18 protein-coding genes and 1 pseudogene are annotated in these 18189 nt (G+C 59.6%); 10 read left to right on the top strand and 9 right to left on the bottom strand.

Annotated features, from left to right (window positions below):
• Positions 1-132: 132 nt before the first annotated feature.
• Entirely contained in the window at positions 133-1317 is a 1185-nt protein-coding gene (mltA, locus tag C7534_RS09430; RefSeq protein ID WP_109785606.1) for a murein transglycosylase A, read from the bottom strand.
• A 128-nt stretch (positions 1318-1445) separates the two neighbouring features.
• On the opposite strand from mltA, the gene C7534_RS09425 reads away from it, so the two are divergent.
• Complete coding sequence (locus tag C7534_RS09425) at positions 1446-1895, top strand: c-type cytochrome (RefSeq protein ID WP_077431124.1); 450 nt, start codon at positions 1446-1448, stop codon at positions 1893-1895.
• 59 nt (positions 1896-1954) lie between these two features.
• On the opposite strand, the gene C7534_RS09420 is transcribed toward C7534_RS09425, so the two are convergent.
• The 5 genes from C7534_RS09420 to C7534_RS32300 form a co-directional block, all read right to left on the bottom strand.
• On the bottom strand, positions 1955-2350 hold the full coding sequence (locus C7534_RS09420; RefSeq protein WP_109785605.1) for a DUF1090 domain-containing protein: 396 nt from the start codon (positions 2348-2350) through the stop codon (positions 1955-1957).
• Between the two features lie 98 nt (positions 2351-2448).
• On the bottom strand, positions 2449-4122 hold the full coding sequence (gene ligB, locus C7534_RS09415) for an NAD-dependent DNA ligase LigB (protein WP_109785604.1): 1674 nt from the start codon (positions 4120-4122) through the stop codon (positions 2449-2451).
• A gap of 148 nt (positions 4123-4270) precedes the next feature.
• The gene (gene metK, locus C7534_RS09410) at positions 4271-5461 is read right to left on the bottom strand and encodes a methionine adenosyltransferase (RefSeq protein WP_046029802.1); all 1191 of its coding nucleotides are present in this window, start codon (positions 5459-5461) and stop codon (positions 4271-4273) included.
• 18 nt (positions 5462-5479) lie between these two features.
• Positions 5480-6475, bottom strand: a complete 996-nt coding sequence (locus C7534_RS09405) for an ArsR/SmtB family transcription factor (protein WP_046029803.1) — start codon at positions 6473-6475, stop codon at positions 5480-5482.
• 12 nt (positions 6476-6487) lie between these two features.
• Positions 6488-6709, bottom strand: coding sequence for a hypothetical protein (locus C7534_RS32300; RefSeq protein WP_146206163.1), 222 nt, complete (start codon positions 6707-6709; stop codon positions 6488-6490).
• Between the two features lie 39 nt (positions 6710-6748).
• On the opposite strand from C7534_RS32300, the gene tkt reads away from it, so the two are divergent.
• The 6 genes from tkt to fba all read left to right on the top strand — a co-directional run bounded on the left by tkt (position 6749) and on the right by fba (position 13001).
• Complete coding sequence (gene tkt / locus C7534_RS09400) at positions 6749-8746, top strand: transketolase (RefSeq protein ID WP_077431127.1); 1998 nt, start codon at positions 6749-6751, stop codon at positions 8744-8746.
• 131 nt (positions 8747-8877) lie between these two features.
• The gene (gene epd / locus C7534_RS09395) at positions 8878-9957 is read left to right on the top strand and encodes an erythrose-4-phosphate dehydrogenase (protein ID WP_077431128.1); all 1080 of its coding nucleotides are present in this window, start codon (positions 8878-8880) and stop codon (positions 9955-9957) included.
• 17 nt (positions 9958-9974) lie between these two features.
• Positions 9975-11138: a phosphoglycerate kinase gene (locus C7534_RS09390; protein WP_046029806.1), complete on the top strand. Its 1164-nt coding sequence runs from the start codon at positions 9975-9977 to the stop codon at positions 11136-11138.
• Between the two features lie 34 nt (positions 11139-11172).
• Positions 11173-11394 carry a hypothetical protein gene (locus tag C7534_RS09385; RefSeq protein ID WP_109785603.1) on the top strand — a complete coding sequence of 74 codons (222 nt, stop codon included), beginning with the start codon at positions 11173-11175 and terminating at the stop codon, positions 11392-11394.
• 56 nt (positions 11395-11450) lie between these two features.
• A complete protein-coding gene (locus tag C7534_RS09380; protein ID WP_046029808.1) occupies positions 11451-11780 on the top strand; it encodes an MliC family protein in 330 nt (109 codons plus the stop codon).
• Positions 11781-11936: 156 nt separating this feature from the next.
• Positions 11937-13001: a class II fructose-bisphosphate aldolase gene (gene fba, locus C7534_RS09375; RefSeq protein ID WP_007945427.1), complete on the top strand. Its 1065-nt coding sequence runs from the start codon at positions 11937-11939 to the stop codon at positions 12999-13001.
• Positions 13002-13069: 68 nt separating this feature from the next.
• Here the strand turns inward: fba and C7534_RS09370 are convergent.
• Together C7534_RS09370 and C7534_RS09365 are read right to left on the bottom strand one after the other, a co-directional pair.
• Positions 13070-13252, bottom strand: a pseudogene (locus tag C7534_RS09370) (fructose-bisphosphate aldolase); the annotation flags it as partial.
• A gap of 274 nt (positions 13253-13526) precedes the next feature.
• Entirely contained in the window at positions 13527-14195 is a 669-nt protein-coding gene (locus tag C7534_RS09365) for a polysaccharide lyase family 7 protein (protein ID WP_109785602.1), read from the bottom strand.
• Between the two features lie 321 nt (positions 14196-14516).
• Between C7534_RS09365 and C7534_RS09360 the strand changes: the two genes are divergently transcribed.
• The 3 genes from C7534_RS09360 to C7534_RS09350 are packed head-to-tail and all read left to right on the top strand — an operon-like array spanning position 14517 to position 17499.
• Positions 14517-16640, top strand: a complete 2124-nt coding sequence (locus C7534_RS09360) for a putative bifunctional diguanylate cyclase/phosphodiesterase (RefSeq protein WP_109785601.1) — start codon at positions 14517-14519, stop codon at positions 16638-16640.
• A gap of 45 nt (positions 16641-16685) precedes the next feature.
• The gene (locus C7534_RS09355) at positions 16686-17177 is read left to right on the top strand and encodes a M48 metallopeptidase family protein (RefSeq protein WP_109785600.1); all 492 of its coding nucleotides are present in this window, start codon (positions 16686-16688) and stop codon (positions 17175-17177) included.
• Between the two features lie 25 nt (positions 17178-17202).
• Positions 17203-17499 carry a winged helix-turn-helix domain-containing protein gene (locus C7534_RS09350; protein WP_046029819.1) on the top strand — a complete coding sequence of 99 codons (297 nt, stop codon included), beginning with the start codon at positions 17203-17205 and terminating at the stop codon, positions 17497-17499.
• 173 nt (positions 17500-17672) lie between these two features.
• Here the strand turns inward: C7534_RS09350 and C7534_RS09345 are convergent, their stop codons facing one another.
• On the bottom strand, positions 17673-18125 hold the full coding sequence (locus C7534_RS09345) for a GNAT family N-acetyltransferase (protein ID WP_046029820.1): 453 nt from the start codon (positions 18123-18125) through the stop codon (positions 17673-17675).
• Positions 18126-18189 lie beyond the last annotated feature (64 nt).

The raw sequence follows: 18189 nt of genomic DNA, 5'->3' as shown, positions 1-18189 counted from the left end.
GATTGCGCTGGCCCCTTCGCGGGCAAGCCCGCTCCCACAGGATCTGTGGTGAAACACAAAATTTGTATTCACTGAAGATCAACTGTGGGAGCGAGCCTGCTCGCGAAAGCAATCTAACTGTCGCGGCAGAATTCAAGGTTTAGCGTCGGTCGCATCGGCCACCTGAGGCACTTGTGGCAACGGCGCACCTTTAGGCCACAACATCCAGATCTGCCCCTGCTGTTTCATGTCGCCGGCCAATTGTCCGGCCGTTTCACCTGTGCCCCAGAACAGGTCCGCACGAACCTCGCCGGCAATTGCGCCGCCGGTATCCTGAGCCGCCACCGGGCGAACCAGCGCAGTGCCGTCCGGTTTCGTGGTGGATAGCCACAACAGGCTGCCCAGCGGAATCACTTTACGGTCCACCGCCGCGCTATACCCCGCCGTCAACGGCACATTCAATGAACCGCGAGGCCCTTCGTTGCTGTCCGGGTTACGAGTGAAAAACACATAGCTGGGGTTGCTGGCGAGCAGTTCGGGAATACGAGTCGGGTTGGCTTTGGCCCAGGTGCTGATCGCGCCCATGGTCACGTCTTCTTTCTTCAGTTCACCTTGCTCCACCAGCCAGCGCCCGATGGGCCGATACGGATGGCCGTTCTGGTCGGCGTAAGCGATGCGCAGCTGGCGCCCGTCATCGAGCTGAATACGCCCCGATCCCTGGATTTGCAGGAATTGCAGGTTCATCGGATCGGTCAGCCAGGCAACGACGGGTGCCTTGGCCCCTTTGGTCCCAATCGTTGCCGCATCGTCGTAAGGCTTGAGCACTCGTCCTTCAAGTCGACCGCGCAGGCGTTTGCCTTTGAGCTCCGGGTAGATGCTGTCCAGCGAGACAATGATCATGTCGTCGGGCACGCCGTACACCGGGATGTTTGCGCTGGTGGTCTGGGTCAGGCTGCCCGGGTAGACCGGTTCGTAGTAGCCCGTGATCAAACCATTGGGGTTGTCATTGGCGGCGCGCAGGCCATAGACATCCAGATTCTGTTTCAGGAAGCCGCGGATGTCGGCGGCGGTTTGCGGCACATTGGTGGACGCCGCGCAGGTTGAACCCCAGACCGGGTCGGCCTTGAGTCGGTTGCACGCGCTACGCCACGAGCCGAACCCGGCGATCAGGTCGCTGTCGGACACTGCTGGCAATGCTTCCCAGGTAGCACCGGAATAGGTAGCCAGTGCGTGGGTTTTCGGCTTGTTGTTATCGCCGCCGGTGCAGCCGGCGAGCACGGCCACCATTGGGAGAGCCCACGCGAGGGGGCGACGCCATGCCTTGAAACGGCTGTTCATGGAGTAATTCCTTTGCCGGTTGCCTGAGTGCTCCATGCGCTCAAACAACCCATATTGATAATAGGGCTATTGGTCTTTTCCGATGACGCGAGGATACTGGCCGCCGTTTCCCGTGACCTGTAGCCACCATGACTCTTAAAAGACTTTCTGTTGTATTGCTGGCCTGTCTGACGTTGTCCGCCTGCGGCGGCGTCGACCCGAATTCTCCGCTGGGTCAACGCAAGGCGATCTTCAAGCAAATGCTCAAGACCGGCGAGGACCTGGGCGGTATGTTGCGTGGGCGCATTCCATTTGATGGCCAAAAATTCGCCGACGGCGCCGTGAAGCTCGATGCGCTGTCCCGCGAGCCGTGGAAGCATTTTCCACAGGTGCGCGAAGAAGATCACACCAGCGCCAAGGACAATGTCTGGCAGCAGCAGGCACGTTTTCAGGAAATGTCCCGCGACCTTGAAGCCGCCACCGGTGAGTTGGTGATTGCCAGCCAGGTCCAGCCCTACAAGGCCAGCAACCTGGGGCCGGCGGTGCAGAAAGTCGAGGATGCCTGTAGTGCCTGTCATAAACAGTTTCGGGATCATTGATTCTCGCTTGTTGATCGTTCCCACGCGGTGCGTGGGAACGATCAGTCCTGAACTGATCCTTACTTGTCCAGCTCATCGAGGGCGTCCTGCAATTCCTTGCGGGCCTCGGCGAGTTTGTCTTTGCGTTTGTTGATTTTGTCGGGGTCGCCGTTCTTCATGGCTTTGTCGAGATCGGCCTGACGCTTGCTGACTTCGCGCTTGGCGTCGAGGACTTTGTTTTCCCGTTCTTTCTTCAGCGAGGCGTCAGTGCAGTGTTCGGTGACCTCGCGCAAGGCAGTCTCCAGGCCGGCCTGCTGGTCGGCATTGCCGTGTGACTTGGCCAGTTCGATCTGATTGATGATGCCCTGTTTCTTGGCCGCGCAGCCGGTCAGTTCCGGTGCTTCTTCAGCAGCTATCAGTGGAGCGGCCATCACGCTGCAAAAGGTCAGCAGGACGAGCGGTGAAAGAAATTTCATAAAAGCTCCATGTGCAAAGACAAGCGGGTCGGTGTGGCGATGGGCGTTGGAGCGCATCGACACCCGGGGGTTCCCGGGCTGCCGGGCGTTACCGGTCTTTAAAAACCGTCAATGCCGGCAATACGTAATGTTTCACTCAAGGCCAGGACCTGCGGATCGCGGAAAAACGCGCTCAATTGGGTCGCACGTCCCGGGCCGATACCGGCTTCAGCCTGCCATTGTTCGGTGTTTCGATTCGCCAGTTCCTGCCATGAGTCGGCAAGCTTTGCCTGGCCGGTCGGCGGCAACCCCAAGGCTTTAAGCCAGCGAGCGAACGGGCGTTGCCGCGCACTGTTGAAACTGTCTATCAGGCGAGCGCTGCTGCGTTCGCCGAAGCCATCAATGTTAGCAAGCTCCCGGGCATCGAGGGTCAACCAATCCAGCAGGCCGTTGAGATGGCCTGTTTCGAAAAGTTTCTCCCAGGTGCCGGCGCCGACGTGGGGTAAGGCCAGGCCCCGCTTGCCACTGAGCCAGGTCAGTCGCGCGAGAAATTGACTTTCGCATCCCGGTGTCGGCTCCCAGCAACTCAAATGATGGAAGGCGGCAGCCTGCGGAACATTCAGTTGAGGGCGTTCGGTGCTGCGCAGCACAACGCTGTCGAGCCTGGGAATGGTCAGCCCGGCGAGGCTGATGGACACCTGGTCGCCGGGGAGGATGTCCAGCTCTGCCCAGCGCCGCAGGGAGCTGACGCTCACGCGTTTGATCTGCCGGTCATCCAGCGTCACCGGTTTGAGGTGCAGTACGGGGGTGATTCGTCCGGTACGACCGATCTTGAATTCGACTTTTCGCACCTCGGCCAGCGCCTGGGCAAAAGGGTATTTCCAGGCGACGGCCCAGTAGGGTGATTTAGCCTGCCAGCGTTCAGCCGAGGGGCGCTGATTTTGCCGCAAGACAACGCCATCGCTGGCAAACGGCAGGGGCGAGCGATACCAGCGATCGCGCCAGTGTTCGGCATCGGCCAAGGTCCGAACCGGCTGGCTGTAGGGTGCCATGCTCGGGAAGCCCAAATCCTCCAGCGCCGCGATACGTTCGGGCACAGTGGCCGGGCCTTGTGGCCAGTCCCAGACAAACAGCCTGATGTTGTCGGCGTGCTTCGGGTCGAGTGCCTTGCGAGCCATCAAGCCGGCCACCATGGAGCGGGCATTGAGGCTGCCGGCCTTCGCTTGTACATGGTCAGTCAGGTGCCAATAAAGTTCGCCTTGCACCTGCACGTCCAGCGGTTGTGCAAGTTGTCGGGGGATGCCGGGAACCTGTCGCGCCGAAGAAGTCCAGTCCTGCCCGTGGATGCCGTCGCCCCGGCTTATCGCCTGATACAACAGGCCATTGCGATAGGTCAGCGTCACGGCGACACCGTCGACCTTGGGTTGTATCCAGATGCCCTCGCGATCACGCAGCCAGTGTTCAACAGCTCGGCCATCGCGCAGTTTGTCCAGACCCGTGTGGGCGATGGGGTGGGCTAACTTTCCACCCGCAGTGCGCAACGGTTCGGGAGCCAGACCCACGTCAAAACACTCACGCCATGCGATCAGTTGTGCGCGGGACTGATCATAGATTTCGTCGGCAACCAGAGAGCGCCCGCCCCGGTGATAGTGGTCGTCCCACAAGTCGATCTGTTTTTGCAGGGCGGCAATTTCGTCGAACGCGCGGGCGGCAGGCCAGTCAGGGCAGTCGGCTGCGTTTGAAGGCAGGCAAATCAGCGTCAGAAAAAAAGCGGAAAACAGGCGCAGAAGCATCGTGAGCGTCCTTGCTCAAATGAAGTTCTGGAAGGCTAGGACGGATTTAAGAATCGAGGCGGCCGGGAGTTTTTCGGCGTGTGTCGACGGGCAATAAAAAGCCCCGCACGGCGAACCGTGCAGGGCTTTTGGTACCGCCGGGGAAGTCTTACAGGCCGGCTGCCTGACGCAGGTCGTCGGCGCGGTCGGTTTTTTCCCAGGTGAACGTGGTGAAGGTGTCTTCGCCCACGGTCTTGGTGGCCGGGGTGCGACCGAAGTGGCCGTACGCCGCGGTTTCCTGGTACATCGGGTGCAGCAGGTCGAGCATGGTGGTGATTGCGTATGGACGCAGGTCGAACACTTCGCGAACCAGTTTGACGATTTTGTCGTCGCTGATCTTGCCGGTGCCGAAGGTGTTCAACGAGATCGACGTAGGCTGGGCAACACCGATCGCGTAGGAAACCTGAATCTCGCAGCGCTCGGCCAGGCCGGCAGCGACGATGTTCTTGGCTACGTAACGACCTGCGTAAGCGGCCGAACGGTCAACCTTCGATGGATCTTTACCGGAGAACGCGCCGCCACCATGGCGAGCCATGCCGCCGTAGCTGTCGACGATGATCTTGCGACCGGTCAGGCCGCAGTCGCCAACCGGGCCACCGATGATGAACTGGCCAGTCGGGTTGATGTGGAACTGGGTGTCCTTGGTCAGCAGTTCGGCAGGCAGTACGTGCTTGACGATCAGCTCCATCACGCCTTCGCGCAGGTCTTTGTACGACACTTCCGGGTTGTGCTGGGTCGACAGAACAACGGCGTCGATACCAACAACCTTGCCGCCTTCGTAACGGCAAGTCACTTGCGACTTGGCGTCCGGGCGCAGCCATGGCAGCAGGCCGGATTTACGGGCTTCGGCCTGGCGCTGAACCAGTTGATGCGAGAACGTGATCGGTGCTGGCATCAGCACGTCGGTTTCGTTGCTGGCGTAGCCGAACATCAGGCCTTGGTCGCCGGCACCCTGATCTTCAGGCTTGGCACGGTCAACACCTTGGTTGATGTCTGGGGACTGCTTGCCGATGATGTTCATCACACCGCAAGTGGCGCCGTCGAAGCCGACATCGGAGCTGTTGTAGCCGATGTCCAGAATGACGTTACGCACGATTTCTTCCAGATCGACCCAAGCCGACGTGGTGACTTCGCCGGCGATGATGGCAACGCCGGTTTTTACCAGAGTCTCGCACGCCACACGGGCGAACTTGTCTTCAGCAATGATGGCGTCCAGCACCGCATCGGAAATCTGGTCGGCGATTTTGTCCGGATGTCCTTCAGACACGGACTCGGAGGTGAAGAGGGAGTATTCGCTCATCTCGATGTTTTCCTGAATTTACCGATGGTGAGTGTCGCCAGTCGGTCGCTGAAAGTGGCGAACCTGGATCTGGAAACCATTACGTAAGCCTACATAGAGGCTTTCCCCGGGAACGAGTCCCGCAGCGGTGGCCCAACGGGCCAAATCGTCCTGTTCAAACCCCAACCAGAGATCACCGCAGGCCTCCCTGGCCCAACTCTGATTGTGGCTACATAACTCTGTCACGAGCAGGCTACCGCCCGGTTGCAGCAAGTCGGCCATGTGCTTGAGCGCTTCGGCCGGCGCGGCGAAATGGTGCAATACCATGTTCAGTACAACGCAATCGGCATGAAGGCTGACACCGTTCAATGCATCGGCCAATTGCAGGCTGACGTTAGCCAGCTTTTCACGCTCGCATACCTGGCGCGTCAGTTCGAGCATCGCCGGGCTGTTGTCCAGCGCCGTGACCTGCGTGAAGCGACGTGCCAGTTCCGGCAGAAATTCGCCGTCACCCGGGCCGACTTCAATGGCCGTGGCATCTTTGCTGAAACTCAACTTGTCGAGCAATGCCACCACGCTTTCGCGGTACTGCGGCAGGCCGGCGATCAAGTCTTGCTGGGCACGGAATTTCTCCGCCACCCGTGAGAAAAAGTCCTGGCTGGCCGCCGCTCGTTGCCCATGCACCTGACCGATCCGCGACTGCACATCGGCAGGCAGGGTCAGGTTGTCTACTTCTTCCAGCAAGGCAGCGTGCAGCTTGCCGCCTAGCAGGTCGGTGTGGGGCAGGGCGCGACGGTAGAAAATCGCGTTGCCTTCACGGCGGGTCGCCACCAGGTCGGCCTGGGCCAATACCTTGAGATGGTGACTCATGCCGGACTGGCCGATGCCGAAGATCTGCGCCAGCTCCAGTACGCCGAACGAATCGTTGGCCAGTGCGCGTAATACATTCAGACGCAGAGGGTCGCCGCCAGCCTTGCAGAGGGCCGCCAGCTCGTCGCAATCGTCATGTTGAATGGAAGGCACGCGTAAATTCATAAGGCCAGCAGTCTAGTGACGGGTAGAAATCACTGCAAGAGCAATATCAAAAAGTTTTGATATTGCTCGATAGATGGCACTTCCAGGCTTGCCATTCACTCTACAAACGAATAGCAGAAAGGTTTCATCAGCCGAAACCTTGGTAATCCATTGGAAAAACGCCTCCAGATGACTATCTGTCATTGCCCCGAGGCGTCCGGGTGAGGGAAAATGCTCGCCTTTTTTCCGATTCATTTTATTCACTCTCGATTCAATATCCGCAGGAGATCAGCGATGCCAAGCCGTCGTGAGCGTGCCAACGCCATTCGTGCCCTCAGCATGGATGCCGTGCAAAAAGCCAACAGCGGCCATCCGGGTGCCCCTATGGGTATGGCGGATATCGCCGAAGTGCTGTGGCGTGACTACCTCAAGCACAACCCGAGCAATCCATCGTTCGCCGACCGTGACCGCTTCGTGCTGTCCAACGGCCATGGCTCGATGTTGATCTACTCGCTGCTGCACCTGACTGGCTACGACCTGTCGATCGACGATCTGAAACAATTCCGCCAACTGCACAGCCGCACCCCGGGTCACCCGGAACTCGGCTACACCCCAGGCGTTGAAACCACCACCGGTCCACTGGGCCAAGGCCTGGCCAACGCCATCGGTTTTGCCCTGGCTGAAAAAGTCATGGCCGCACAATTCAACCGTCCGGGCCACAACATCGTCGATCACCACACCTACGTTTTCCTGGGTGATGGCTGCATGATGGAAGGCATTTCCCACGAAGTCGCTTCCCTGGCCGGTACCTTGGGCCTGGGCAAGCTGATCGCCTTCTATGATGACAATGGCATTTCCATCGACGGCGAAGTCGAAGGCTGGTTCACCGACGACACGCCGAAGCGTTTCGAAGCCTACAACTGGCAGGTGATCCGCAACGTCGACGGTCACGACCCTGAAGAAATCAAGACCGCGATCGAGACTGCACGCAAAAGCACGCAGCCAACCCTGATCTGCTGCAAGACCACCATCGGTTTCGGTTCGCCGAACAAGCAAGGCAAGGAAGACTGCCACGGCGCCCCACTGGGTGACGCGGAAATCGCCCTGACCCGCGCGGCTCTGAAGTGGAACCACGGTCCGTTCGAAATCCCGGCCGACATCTACGCCGAGTGGGACGCCAAGGAAGCCGGTAAAGCGGTCGAAGCCGAGTGGGATCAGCGTTTCGCTGCTTACTCCGCCGCGTTCCCTACCGAAGCCAACGAACTGATCCGTCGTCTGAGCGGTGACCTGCCAGCCGACTTCAGCGAAAAAGCCGCAGCCTACATCGCCGAAGTGGCGGCCAAAGGCGAAACCATCGCCAGCCGTAAAGCCAGCCAGAACGCGCTGAATGCCTACGGCCCGATGTTGCCGGAATTCCTCGGCGGCTCGGCTGACCTGGCCGGTTCCAACCTGACCCTGTGGAAAGGTTGCAAAGGCGTCACCGCCGAAGACGCCAGCGGCAACTACATGTACTACGGCGTTCGCGAGTTCGGCATGACTGCCATCATGAACGGCGTTGCCCTGCACGGCGGCCTGGTGCCTTACGGCGCGACCTTCCTGATGTTCATGGAATACGCTCGCAACGCAGTGCGCATGTCGGCCCTGATGAAGCAGCGTGTGATCCATGTCTACACCCACGACTCCATCGGTCTGGGCGAAGACGGCCCGACTCACCAGCCAATCGAGCAACTGACCAGCCTGCGCAGCACGCCGAACCTGGACACCTGGCGTCCGGCTGACGCCGTTGAAGCGGCGGTGTGCTGGAAGTTCGCGCTGGAGCGTAAAGACGGTCCTTCGGCCTTGATCTTCTCGCGTCAGAACCTGCAGCACCAAACCCGTGACGCCGGCCAGATCGCCGACATCAGCCGTGGTGGTTATGTGCTGAAGGACTGCGCAGGCGAGCCTGAGCTGATCCTGATCGCCACCGGTTCCGAAGTGGGCCTGGCGGTTCAGGCCTTCGACAAACTGACTGAGCAAGGCCGCAAGGTGCGCGTGGTTTCCATGCCTTGCACCAGCGTGTTCGATGCCCAGGACGCCGGCTACAAGCAAGCGGTCCTGCCGTTGCAGGTCAGCGCCCGTATCGCCATCGAAGCCGCCCATGCGGACTTCTGGTTCAAGTACGTGGGCCTGGAAGGTCGCGTGATCGGCATGACCACCTACGGCGAGTCGGCGCCTGCGCCTGCCTTGTTCGAAGAGTTCGGCTTCACCCTGGAAAACATCCTGGGTCAGGCTGAAGAGTTGCTGGAAGACTGATCCAGAAAATGTGTCGTCTGGGCTGACGCCATCGCGGGCAAGCCCGGCTCCTACAGATCACGTTGACTTGTAGGAGCCGGGCTTGCCTGCGATAGCGGTCTAACGGATTCACCACGGTAATCGAGAACCCCATGCCTCAACCGCGTCCTTACAAAGTTGCACTCAACGGCTACGGCCGGATTGGTCGTTGCGTCTTGCGTGCGTTGTTTGAGCGGGGCGAGAAGGCCGGGTTTGAAATTGTCGCGATTAACGATCTGGCCGACATGGCCAGCATCGAATACCTGACGCGCTTTGACTCCACTCACGGGCGATTTCCCGGTGAAGTGCGGGTTGACGGCGACTGTCTGCATATTCAAGGCGACTGCGTGAAGGTCCTGCGCAGTGCCACCCCCGAAGGCATCGATTGGGCGTCGTTGGGCGTCGATCTGGTGCTGGAGTGCTCCGGCGCTTATCACACCCGTGAAGACGGTCAGCGTTTCCTCGACGCCGGTGCGCCACGGGTACTGTTTTCCCAGCCGATGGCCAGCGAGTCGGATGTCGACGCCACCATCGTCTACGGCGTGAACCAGGATTGCCTGACCGGCGACGAGCTGCTGGTGTCCAACGCGTCCTGCACCACCAACTGCGGCGTGCCGCTGTTGCGCCTGCTGGATCAGGCCATTGGCCTGGAATACGTGTCGATCACCACCATTCACTCGGCGATGAACGATCAGCCGGTCATTGATGCCTATCACCACGAAGACCTGCGCCGTACCCGTTCGGCGTTTCAATCGGTGATCCCGGTGTCCACCGGTCTGGCGCGCGGCATCGAACGCCTGTTGCCGGAACTTGCCGGGCGAATTCAGGCCAAAGCCGTACGGGTGCCGACGGTGAACGTGTCTTGCCTCGATATTACGATGCAGACCGTCAGCGATACCGACGCCACCGAGGTCAACCGGATACTGCGCGAAGCCGCCACCAGCGGCCCGCTCAAAGGCCTCCTGGCCTATACCGAGTTGCCTCACGCCAGTTGTGATTTTAACCATGACCCACATTCGGCGATCGTCGATGCCAGTCAGACCCGAGTTTCCGGCCCGCGGCTGGTAAACATCCTGGCCTGGTTCGACAACGAATGGGGGTTTGCAAACCGGATGCTGGACGTTGCAGAACACTATCTGCAAACAGCTATTTCCAAACCTGAATCACCACTCTCTACCTCTCAAAATCAGTAACCCAGGAATTGCGACCCATGACCGTGTTGAAGATGTCCGACCTCGATCTGCAAGGTAAGCGCGTACTGATTCGCGAAGACCTCAACGTCCCAGTCAAGGACGGTGTTGTCACCAGCGATGCGCGAATCCTGGCTTCGCTGCCGACCATCAAGCTGGCCCTGGAAAAAGGCGCGGCCGTGATGGTCTGCTCGCACCTTGGCCGTCCTACCGAAGGCGAATTTTCCGCCGAGAACAGCCTCAAGCCTGTCGCTGACTACCTGAGCAAGGCGCTGGGTCGTGAAGTGCCGCTGGTCGCTGACTATCTGGGCGGCGTCGATGTGAAGGCCGGCGAGATCGTGCTGTTCGAAAACGTGCGCTTTAACAAGGGCGAGAAAAAGAACGCTGACGAGTTGGCCCAGCAATACGCGGCCCTGTGCGACGTGTTCGTGATGGACGCCTTCGGCACCGCTCACCGTGCCGAGGGTTCGACCCACGGCGTGGCCAAGTTCGCCAAAGTCGCCGCCGCAGGCCCGTTGCTGGCTGCCGAGCTGGACGCACTGGGCAAAGCCCTCGGCGCCCCGGCCCAGCCAATGGCTGCCATCGTTGCCGGCTCCAAGGTGTCGACCAAGCTCGACGTGCTGAACAGCCTGAGCCAAATCTGCAACCAGTTGATCGTCGGCGGCGGCATTGCCAACACCTTCCTGGCCGCTGCCGGTCACCCGGTCGGCAAGTCCCTGTACGAACCTGACCTGCTGGACACCGCTCGCGAAATCGCCGCCAAAGTCAGCGTGCCGTTGCCGGTGGATGTTGTGGTTGCCAAGGAATTCGCCGAAAGCGCCACCGCGACTGTCAAACTGATCGCCGACGTGGCCGCCGACGACATGATCCTGGACATCGGTCCACAGACCGCGGCGAATTTCGCCGAGCTGCTGAAATCGTCGAAAACCATCTTGTGGAACGGCCCGGTCGGCGTGTTCGAATTCGACCAGTTCGGCAACGGCACCAAAGTCCTGGCCCAAGCCATCGCCGAAAGCACGGCGTTCTCTATCGCGGGCGGTGGCGACACCCTGGCGGCCATCGATAAATATGGCGTTGCCGAGCAGATCTCCTACATTTCTACCGGCGGTGGCGCATTCCTCGAATTCGTCGAAGGCAAAGTGCTGCCAGCCGTTGAAGTTCTGGAAAGCCGGGCCAAGGCCTGAGGCCATCCCGTTGACCAGGCAAAGGAGTGGTTACATGGTCAGGTTGTTAACGCTGTTGATCGTCGCGGGCTCATTGGCGGCTTGCGGGAGTAACCCGAAAGCCACGCCGGAGCCCGCGCCGTCCGCGCTGCAAAACGGTTGCTACCAGGCCGATTGGCAAGCGGAAACCAACCCGGTGCTCAACAAGCGTTCCGGGCCGGATGGCCTGGATAAATACGAGACACAGACCCCGGCCAAGGAACATGGTTGCCCTTGACGGGTCTGACACTTTACTCAGGGCTGGCGGCGTGCGCCGTCAGTCGAGGAACATGGATGAAAGGTTTTATCGCCGTTACGGCGCTGGCGTTGCTGGCCGGTTGCGCACAGTTGAACCTGTTCCAGTCGTCCGCCCCTGTGGATAACTGGACCACCTGGACGTGCGACAGCCAGGCCAAAGTGCTGTGGCGCTACACCGACGACAGCCGCAAGGAAGTCGACGTGCGCCTGGGCGGGGCCGATCAGGTCTACCGCCTGAAGCTTGAGCCAGGCGCCGAAGGTTCGCTGTACAGCAACGACATGCTGGCGTTTCACGTAAAAGGTGAGGAAGGCCTGGTGTACTGGGTCGCCACCAATGATTTGATCGGCCGTGGCTGCAAGTTGTAGCAGCTGCCGAAGGCTGCGTTCGGCCGCGAAGCGGTCGTCTGATGTGAATTGAATGGCAGCCCGGGCCTAACCCCCGATCTGCAATAACTTGAATAGCCGCCGCCGCTACGGCAGGCTGGCACGATTAACGACCCTCAACCGGGAGAGACACACACAATGGCACTTATCAGCATGCGCCAGATGCTGGACCACGCAGCCGAGTTCGGCTACGGCGTTCCAGCCTTCAACGTCAACAACCTTGAGCAGATGCGCGCCATCATGGAAGCCGCTGACAAGACTGACTCTCCGGTGATCGTCCAGGCTTCGGCCGGTGCTCGCAAATACGCTGGCGCCCCGTTCCTGCGCCACCTGATCCTGGCGGCGATCGAAGAATTCCCGCACATCCCGGTGTGCATGCACCAGGACCACGGCACCAGCCCTGACGTCTGCCAGCGCTCCATCCAACTGGGCTTCAGCTCGGTGATGATGGACGGTTCCCTGGGCGAAGACGGCAAGACCCCGACCGACTACGACTACAACGTCCGTGTTACCCAACAAACCGTGGCCATGGCTCACGCCTGCGGCGTTTCGGTAGAAGGCGAGCTGGGCTGCCTGGGTTCGCTGGAAACCGGCATGGCCGGTGAAGAAGACGGCATCGGCGCCGAAGGCGTTCTGGATCACAGCCAAATGCTGACCGACCCGGAAGAAGCCGCTGACTTCGTCAAACGCACTCAAGTTGATGCCCTGGCCATCGCCATCGGCACCAGCCACGGCGCGTACAAGTTCACCAAGCCGCCTACCGGCGACGTACTGGCCATCGACCGCATCAAAGAAATCCACAAACGCATCCCGAACACCCACCTGGTGATGCACGGTTCGTCTTCGGTTCCGCAAGAGTGGCTGGCGATCATCAACCAGTACGGCGGCGACATCAAAGAAACCTACGGCGTACCGGTTGAAGAAATCGTCGAAGGCATCAAGCACGGCGTGCGCAAGGTCAACATCGACACCGACCTGCGTTTGGCGTCCACCGGCGCAATGCGTCGCCTGATGGCCACCAACCCGAGCGAATTCGACCCGCGTAAGTTCTTCGGCGCGACCGTGACTGCGATGCGTGATGTGTGTATCGACCGTTATAACCAGTTTGGTACTGCTGGTAATGCTTCGAAGATCAAGCCGATCTCGCTGGAAGGCATGTATCAGCGTTACTTGAAGGGTGAGTTGAACGCCAAGGTTAACTAAGGCCTTCAGCGTTTGAGTTGTATAAAAAACCCGCTGCGAGGCGGGTTTTTTGTTTTCTGAGCGTTGGGTTACGGAGCTTTAGGCTTTTCAAAACCACGCTGTTCAATCACCCCAAACACATCAGCAATGTCTTGGACCATGATCCGGGCGATGTTGGTGACGGTGTTGATGTCGTTCTCGGCGTAATCGGTGAGGCAGGTGCAGGCCATCAGGTTCAAGTATTTGAGGGCGGCGTTGAGGCGTTCGCGTAGCGCGGTAGGGTGTGTCTGAGGAAATAGGGGATGGGGTTTGGGGCTGCTTCGCAGCCCAGTGGGAGCAAGCTCCCTCGCCACAGTCGGAGGCGTCCTGTGAGTTTTTCAGACCCTGTAGCAGCTGCCGAGCCCGCGAGGCTGCGTTCGACTGCGCAGCAGTCGTAAAACCTGCGAATGCGTTTCTTCAGATGCACCGCGTCAGGCATCTCACGACTGCTACGCAGCCGAACGCAGCCTCGCGGGCTCGGCAGCGGCTACAGGGATAGGCGGGTGGTCATTTATCGTGATCAATATCCAGCTTGCTGAACGTCACTTTGCCGCCCTCGCTGGTGTACCCGGTGTTGTCCTGCACATACACCCCGGCCTTGAAATACAGCGGCTTCACCCGCCACGTCGCGCTGATGTTGGTGTCCCATTGATACCCCGCCGCGCTGATACCCAATGCGCCGCCAGGGCTCAGGTGGATGAGGTAGGAAAACTCCTGATCCAGCTTCACGCCGGTCGCAATGGTAATCACCCGACCTACGTCATCATCCGGGTGCATGCGCACTTTGGCGACGATGTTGCCGGTCGCGGTTTTGGTTTTGTATTGATACTCGACCTTCACCAAGGGCTTCTGGCTTTCATAGGCGTGGATCTGGCCGATGACGAGTTTCCCTGAGCTGGGGACCTGATTCACCGCCAGGGTCGCGCGCAACATATTGTCGGCATCCGGGTAATACCAATTGCGCAGGGTGCCGTTGCTGTAGGTTTCGCGAAGTTCGGTTCGTGGATAGATGGCGTTTTCAGTCTTTGAGCCGGTCACCGGGGACCAGAAGAACAACGTGCCGGTGTCGGAGTGGAAGTATTGATCCTTGAAGCCGTCCACCAGTTTTGAAGTTTCAACGGTGTAGGGCGGGCTGCCGACGGGAACGCTGAGGTTCCAGGTTGCGAGATCGATCATAGACAAAGCTTCCACAAATTTTTGCTGCACGCACGTGCCAGAAGCTCTAGCACGCGCATCGGGGGGCGGTCTTTATAAGCGTACGAGGCCACTTTGTTAATGCCTGCCCGGCAGAGATTTGGCGTCAACGTCCTGTCGAAAGGCCATCTATCCCGGTTTTCGGGGCTCTCAGGACCGACCGTTAGTCGGCAAATTAACGTGATGGTTAAATGATGGCGCTCTGATGGCTTCTGCTTTTGCGGTTCCCGGTCTAGAGTGCAGGCTAAGTATTTGTCCGGTTTTCACGAGAAACCGGTCTGACGTCCCGACAAGAGAAGCAGCATGGAATGCGCGCAACCCACGCCAACCGACGGCAGCTCAATCCTTTTAATCGTCGATGATTACCCTGAAAACCTGATCAGCATGCGCGCGTTGCTCCAGCGCCAGGACTGGCAGGTCATGACCGCCGCCTCCGGCTTCGAAGCGCTCAGCCTGTTGCTCGAACACGAAGTCGACCTGGTGCTGCTCGATGTGCAGATGCCGGGTATGGACGGTTTTGAAGTGGCGCGCCTGATGCGTGGCAGTCAACGAACCCGCCTCACGCCGATTATCTTCCTGACGGCCAATGAACAATCCCAGGACGCGGTGATCAAGGGCTACGCCAGCGGCGCGGTGGATTATCTGTTCAAACCGTTCGACCCGCAGATTCTCAAACCCAAAGTGCAGGCCTTGCTGGAACACCAGCGCAATCGCCGTGCGTTGCAGCGCTTGAGCCACGACCTGGAAGTCGCTCGCGCCTTTAATGCCTCGGTGCTGGAGAACGCGGCCGAAGGCATTCTGGTGGTGAGTGAGGACGGGGTAATCCGTTTCGCCAACCCGGCCATGTCGCGGCTGCTGAATGCCACGGTGCAGGATCTGCAAGGCAAAGAGTTTCTGGATTTCCTGCAAAAACCGCACATCCCAGTCTGGCTGGATTCCGAGATTTACAGCGGTTACAAGCGTGGCGAAACCTTGCGCCTGCATGACGCGATGCTGCGTACCACGCCCGGTCAACAGGTGCCGGTGGCGCTGTCATGCGCGCCGTTGCCCGCGGAACAACACGCGATGGTGGTGACGGTGCTGGACATGTCGGTAGTGCGTCATCTGCATCAGCAACTGGAGTTCCAGGCCGTTACCGACCCGTTGACCGGCCTGCTCAATCGCCGGGGGTTCTACCAGACCGTGGAAAACCTGTTGCTGCGCGGTGAGCGCGCCGACAGCGCTTGGGTGTTGCTGTACCTGGACCTTGACGGGTTCAAGCGGGTCAATGATTCCCTCGGCCATGATGCCGGCGACCGTGTGCTGCGCTGGGTGTCCGAGCAGTTGAAGGCGTGCTTGCGCCCCTTCGACATTCTGGCACGCATGGGCGGCGATGAATTTACCGCGCTGCTGGACCTGGAGTTTCCCGAACAGGCGGCGAAGATTGCCGAGAAGCTCATCGAGCGGGTATCGATCTGTCAGCAGATTGATGGGCTGGACATCGCGTTGGGCGCCAGCATCGGGATTGCGACGTACCCGGATTGCGGGGCCAACCTCGACGGCTTGTTGCGGGCCTCGGACATTGCCATGTACGAAGCCAAGCGAGCGGGCCGTCAGCAGTACCGCTTTTACGATCACGAAATGAACGGCCGCGCGCGTTCGCGGCTGATGCTCGAAGAAAGTGTGCGCACGGCCATCGAAAACCGTGATTTCAATTTGGTCTATCAACCTCAGGTATCCATCGCCAGCGGGCAACTGCGCGGGTTCGAGGCCTTACTGCGCTGGCACCACCCGAGTGTGGGCGATGTCCCGCCGGGGCTGTTTCTGCCGTTGCTGGAAGAGGCGCGGCTGATCAGTCGGTTGGGCAGCTGGATTTATCATCGCGGGGCCGGGCAGCGAAAGGCCTGGGAAACCCTGTTTGCCGACGACCTGGTGCTCGGGGTCAGTTTGAGCAGCACCCAGTTCGGCATGCCCAACCTGGTCACCGAGTTACGCCAGGTGCTGGAACGCCATGGCCTGCAACCGCGTCATCTGGAAGTCGAGGTGACGGAAGAAGCGCTGATGCAAAACCCTGAAGAAGCCCGCAAGACCCTTCGTTTGCTGCGCAACCTTGGGGTGCGGGTGGCACTGGATGACTTTGGTTCGGGGGCTTGCTCCTTGACCCATCTGCGCGACCTGGAGCTGGACACACTCAAGTTCGACCGGCACTTGATTGCCCGGTTACCCGAGTCCTCGCGGGATGCAGCGCTGGTGCGCAATGTGATCGACCTGTGCAAGCAATATGGAATGCTCGTGATCGCCGAAGGCGTGGAAACGCTTGCTCAATATCAATGGCTGCAAGCGAATGGCTGTGAGTACGTGCAAGGTTTTCTGGTGGCGCGGCCGATGATGTCCGAAGATGTCGGCGACTTTGTGCAGCCGTTCGACTGGAGCGCACTGAACAGTTGAATTCGCTACACTGGCGACCTTTTCGTGATTCGTGTTGCCGCCCCAATGACCGCGTTGAAATACCTCCAGGCCTATCCTGCTGCATTGCAGGATCAAGTGCGCCAGCTGATCGCCGAAGATCGGCTGGGCGACTACCTGAGCAAGCGCTACCCGGAAAAGCACGGTGTGCAGAGTGACAAGGCGCTGTACACCTACGCGCTGGACCTCAAGCAGGAATACCTGCGCAATGCTCCGTCCATCGACAAAGTGCTGTTCGACAACCGTCTGGACCTCACGCATCGTGCCCTGGGCTTGCACACCACCATCTCGCGGGTGCAGGGCGGCAAGCTCAAGGCCAAGAAAGAAATTCGCGTGGCCTCGCTGTTCAAGGACGCGCCTTCAGAGTTTCTGAAAATGATCGTGGTGCATGAACTGGCGCACTTTAAAGAGTCAGATCACAACAAGGCGTTCTACAAGCTGTGTGAACACATGTTGCCGGGGTATCACCAGGTGGAGTTCGACCTGCGTGTGTACCTGACCTGGCGGGACATGCAGTAACCGATCAACTGCCGGGAGTGTTTGAATGGAAGTCAGCAAGACCAAGAGCAGCTTCTACCGCCGGTTATACGTGGCGTACCTGATCGACAGCGGGCTGGCCAGCAGCGTCCCGGCCCTGACCGACGTGACCGGCATGCCCCGGCGCACGGCGCAGGACACGATTGCGGCATTGGCGGATCTGGACATCATTTGCGAGTTCGAGCAGGAAGAGGGCGCGCGCAATCATGCGGGGCGCTATCGGATTCGTGAGTGGGGGGCGATTGATCGGGGATGGATCGAGCGGAATTTGCGGCAGATAAAAGTGGTGCTTGAGTACCCCTGATTTCTGCGGTGCCGCGGGTGACGCCATCGCGGGCAAGCCCGGCTCCCACAGGGATCTACTGAGTGGCATAGAAAGTAGTCACACTTCAGACCCCACAAGGTTCAATTGTGTGGCATAGACAGTGGGCACACTACTGATCCCTGTGGGAGCCGGGCTTGCCCGCGATGAGGCCTTTAAGGTCGACGCATCCCGATGTGTGGAATGTCATCCTCCAGATATTCCTCGCCCGCCACGACAAACCCGTACTTCCCGTAATAGCCCTGCAAATGTGCCTGAGCCGACAGATAAACCGGCGTGCCCGGCCAGTGCTTTTCAGCCTGCTTTAACGCCTGTGCCATCAGTTCGTGCCCGAGCCCGGCGCCACGTGCCGCCGGGGCAACAATCACCCGGCCGATTACCACATCGCCACCCTGCGTCTGTGGGTCAAGCAATCGCAGGTAACCCACCAGCCGATTCTCGTCCCACGCCATTAAATGGCAGGTGTCACCTTCCAGATCCTGGCCATCGATGTCCTGATAAACGCATTTCTGCTCGACGACAAACACCTCCGTACGCAGTTGCAGAATGGCGTACAACTGCTCTTTGCCCAGATCACTGTGGTGTTTGCAGATCCAATCAATAGTCATCTTCACTTTCCTTGAACATCGTCACGCCGATACTAAGCGTCCTGAAGATGGATGTCTTTATGGT

Source organism: Pseudomonas sp. OV226, from assembly GCF_003148705.1.
Taxonomy (GTDB): domain Bacteria; phylum Pseudomonadota; class Gammaproteobacteria; order Pseudomonadales; family Pseudomonadaceae; genus Aquipseudomonas.
Note: the sequence above shows the minus strand (reverse complement) of the source record. Positions and strands in the feature narration are given on the sequence as shown.